This is a genomic window from Bradyrhizobium sp. PRIMUS42 (assembly GCF_023006515.1).
In the GTDB taxonomy this organism is placed as follows: Bacteria; Pseudomonadota; Alphaproteobacteria; order Rhizobiales; family Xanthobacteraceae; genus Bradyrhizobium.
This window is the reverse complement of the sequence record NZ_JALBGZ010001446.1, coordinates 1-633: the sequence shown is the minus strand read 5'-3', so window position 1 is coordinate 633 and position 633 is coordinate 1. Positions and strand designations below refer to the sequence as shown.

General features: G+C 63.5%; 2 pseudogenes. Both read right to left on the bottom strand.

What is annotated here, in order from left to right:
• Window positions 1-246 (bottom strand): annotated as a pseudogene (locus MOV75_RS40980) (dienelactone hydrolase); the annotation flags it as partial.
• A 260-nt stretch (window positions 247-506) separates the two neighbouring features.
• Window positions 507-633 (bottom strand): annotated as a pseudogene (locus MOV75_RS40975) (short-chain dehydrogenase); the annotation flags it as partial.

The following is a 633-nucleotide window of genomic DNA, read 5'->3' as shown; positions in this document are numbered from 1 at the left end:
GGCGCTCGCCATGTGACCGTCCGTGAAGGCGGCCTCGGCGCGCTGCCGGTTGGCCTGCGCCAGCCGCTTCCACTCACGATGCCAGGACTGATCGTCGCCCCGCTTCAGCTGCCGCGCAATCATCAGGCATTCGGCAATTGTGGCCCCGCCCTCCTGCGCCGCGATGAGCAGCCGCGTGAATTCAGCGGAGATGTCCTCTCGTTCCGGGCAAAGGACCAAGTCGTCGGAGAGGCATGCGGGCATCATCGTGAGCTACGCTCTGTCATCGCTTACACCAGACTGACTAAACCATTTCGGTTCCCCGACCAAGCAGCCGTGCGCCGAATGAGAGCCGTTCGAGATCACCATCGCTTGAACAAACATTCACGTCATGCGTGACATTCCATTTTGTCATGAGATGGCGAACGCGCGCGGCAGACGGCCGGTCGATTGACCGGCGCGGCTCTTGACATGATGACTATCATACCTACATGCGCGCGCGTTCGACGAGGCTCGGCCCGGCGGTCTCAACCGAGCCGCCAGCCGACCTCCTGCGTAAAACTTTCGTAGAAGGCGCGGTCATAGGCCTGCTCGGGCGTCGCACGCACGCGTGCGTCGAGCCGCTCGGCGTCCTCGCCGACGAGGATGCGCCAG